Origin of the sequence: Spirosoma spitsbergense DSM 19989, assembly GCF_000374085.1 — a bacterium.
Classification (GTDB): Bacteria; Bacteroidota; Bacteroidia; order Cytophagales; family Spirosomataceae; genus Spirosoma; species Spirosoma spitsbergense.
Window position 1 is genome coordinate 1 of sequence record NZ_KB893491.1, and the last position, 2,896, is coordinate 2,896.

Consider the following 2,896-nt stretch of genomic DNA (forward strand, 5'->3'; position numbering starts at 1 on the left):
ACGCTAAATGCAACTAAGTTGGCTTTGCAGGAACTCAACAGCCTCAAAAGTCAATCTACTCTATTGGCCAAGGCTGCGTAACATCAGTTACTTAGCTACTTCAACATTTACCCGGTGTCCTTTGATTGTGTTACCTTCCATGGCATCAACCACGCGGTTGGCGATATCTTTCGGTACATCTACGTACGTGAATTTATCGAAAATGTCGATGCTGCCGATGCTGCTGCCCGGCACGTTGGCTTCGCCCGCAATGGCTCCGACAATATCGCCAGGACGGATGAAGTCCCGACGACCAACGCTGACCATTAAACGGGTCATGTTGGCTTCCCGCTCACGGGGAGCGCGTTTGTCGTCCCGGTCAAAGTAAGGCTTGGCAGCTCGGTCTGGACGGGCATCGCCCTCATTCCGGTTGAAACGTGGACGGGCGTCCCCTTCGCGGCTGAACCGGCCCGCACTCGCACCCCGGTCATCCCGGTTGCTGTAGCCACCCCGATCACCATCGTTCCGGCCACCAAAGCGCGACTGGCCTTCGCCACGTCCACCCCGGTCAAAACGACCTGAGCTTTCGCCCCGACCCCGGTCAAACCGGCCCGATCCTTCACCCCGACCCCGCTCTTCGCGACGACGATCATCTTCCAAAGCCAGGTTCTGGTCGGCAAATTCGTTTTTCTCCAGACCCATGCTACGTTTTACCAAAGCGGCCACGATTTGCTCGTTTGAGAAACCGGCGTGCTGCAACTGGGTGAGCGTATCTTCGTATAAATTCAGGTCTTTGCTTTCCTTAATGGTTTGTTGAACCTGCTCAATAAACCGCGCCTTCCGAACGCCAACGATGTCTTCGAAGGAGGGGATAACGCCTTTGTCAACCCGTACTTTCGTGTAGGCCTGGATTTCGCGGAAACGGTATTTTTCGTCACGACCGACCATAGAGAAGGCACGGCCCGACTTGCCCGCCCGGCCTGTCCGGCCAATGCGGTGTACGTAATATTCTTCGTCGAGGGGAATATCGAAGTTGAACACTGCATCCACATCATCCACGTCGATACCACGGGCGGCCACGTCAGTAGCAACCAGGATACTCGTTGTTCCCGAGCGGAATTTGCTCATTACGTTGTTCCGTTGCGCCTGCCGTAAGTCGCCGTGCAGGCCTTCGGCCTGGTAACCGCGAATCTGTAAATCTTCGACGATCTCATCGACTTTGCGCTTTGTATTACAGAATACCAGCAGCAATTTCAGGTCATACATGTCGATCAGACGACACATTACCTCTACTTTCGCTTTCGGCTTTACTTCAAAATATACCTGCTCAATGTTGGTGGCAGTCAGTTCTTTCTTGACAACTTTTACCAACACGGGGTCCTGCAGGAATTTCTGTGTAATCTGCATTATCGGCTTCGACATTGTAGCCGAAAACAGAATCGTCTGCCGCTCCTGGGGCATGTCTTCCAGAATACTCTCAATATCCTCACGGAAGCCCATATCGAGCATTTCATCAGCTTCGTCAAGAATCATCATCTTCACGTTGCCAAGCTTGAGTGTGTTCCGTTCCATGTGGTCCATAACCCGGCCCGGTGTGCCAATCACGATGTGTACACCGCTCTTGAGCGACCGAATCTGCCGATCAATGGAGTCGCCACCGTAGATGGCTTCGATGCGTACACCGCGCTTGTGTTTAGCCAGTTTACGAATCTCGTCGGCTACCTGGAGGGCTAATTCACGGGTGGGGCATAGGATAAGGGCTTGTACCGAACGATCTTGTACATCGACCAATTCCAGCGCCGGAATACCAAAGGCAGCCGTTTTACCCGTACCGGTTTGCGCCTGACCAATCACATCGCGACCAGCCAGAATGGGCGGGATGGCCTCAGCCTGAATAGGCGACGGGCTGGTGAAGCCCATATCGGTAACGGCCTGCAACATCTCGTCGGAAATGCCGAGACTTGAGAATAAAATCTGGTTGGGATTAACTTTAGGGGCAGACTCCGTTGTGGCATCGGGTTGCTCTGTAACGGGTGCTTTGGGAGCTTCTTCTAAGGTCACGGAAGCAACTGGTTCATCAGCTACCACAATGACTTTATCGGCTACGCCTTCTACTACTGTTTCAATGGCGGAATCAATAACAGGCGTTTCTGCAACAGCTTCATCTGCAGGAACTTCGGCAACTGCTTTCGCTACTTTCTTTTTAGGAACTTTAGCCGTTTTGGCCTCTGGTGTGCTGGATTCTTTAATCAGGCTAGCGGGTGCTACCGCCATGGCAGCCATCTCAGAGGCTACTTTTTCAATGTCCAGAAGATCGTTTTGATCAACTGCTTTGGTTGTTTTCGTTTTCATCAACTTGGGAATGATTAAATAAAGTAAATCATCCAAGCGAAGACGAGTGTGTGCCAGTGAACGGCGCGATAATGCGAGAATTGCCCAACGAACGAAGCTGCCCAACGACCCAATAAGGCCCCCATAACTATCCCCTCTACAACAGGGGAAAAGACAACGACTGGTATGCCAGCCCAGCGATATGCCAACCTTGCAGCATTAACCTGGTACGACCGATTGACGATTAGCCCACGCGCAAATGTTCTGCTCTCGGCAGAACGTCCACTCAGAAACCCATCCTGTACATCCGTACATTGGCTCTGTCAGACTGCACTCCGCGTGATAAAAAGGAGGGAAACAGAGACGCGACGGATGTCGCTTGTAAAATCTGGTGCAAAAGTAAGTTAAAATTGCTGATGATGCAAGCAGACGTGTAGTAATTTTGTATTTATTTTAGAAACTGCGCCTTATTTGAGTGTGTTGTTACACAGTAGAGATTAAGTCAATTTGATTGTTTATCTACACACGCGACCTTTGCCTGATGAAATCGACCCAATGGCGAACCAACCCCACTCGTTTTTTGGCT

Annotated in this window: 1 protein-coding gene; it reads right to left on the minus strand. The window is 51.3% G+C overall.

Going from position 1 to position 2,896, the window contains the following annotated elements:
• Nucleotides 1-87 precede the first annotated feature (87 nt).
• The gene (locus B157_RS0111340) at nucleotides 88-2,331 is read right to left on the minus strand and encodes a DEAD/DEAH box helicase (RefSeq protein WP_020603445.1); all 2,244 of its coding nucleotides are present in this window, start codon (nucleotides 2,329-2,331) and stop codon (nucleotides 88-90) included.
• Nucleotides 2,332-2,896: the final 565 nt, after the last annotated feature.

Coding starts and splice junctions, on each gene's coding strand:
- B157_RS0111340 (WP_020603445.1), bottom strand. CDS start 2,331: ATGAAAACGAAAACAACCAAAGCAGTTGATCAAAACGATCTTCTGGAC.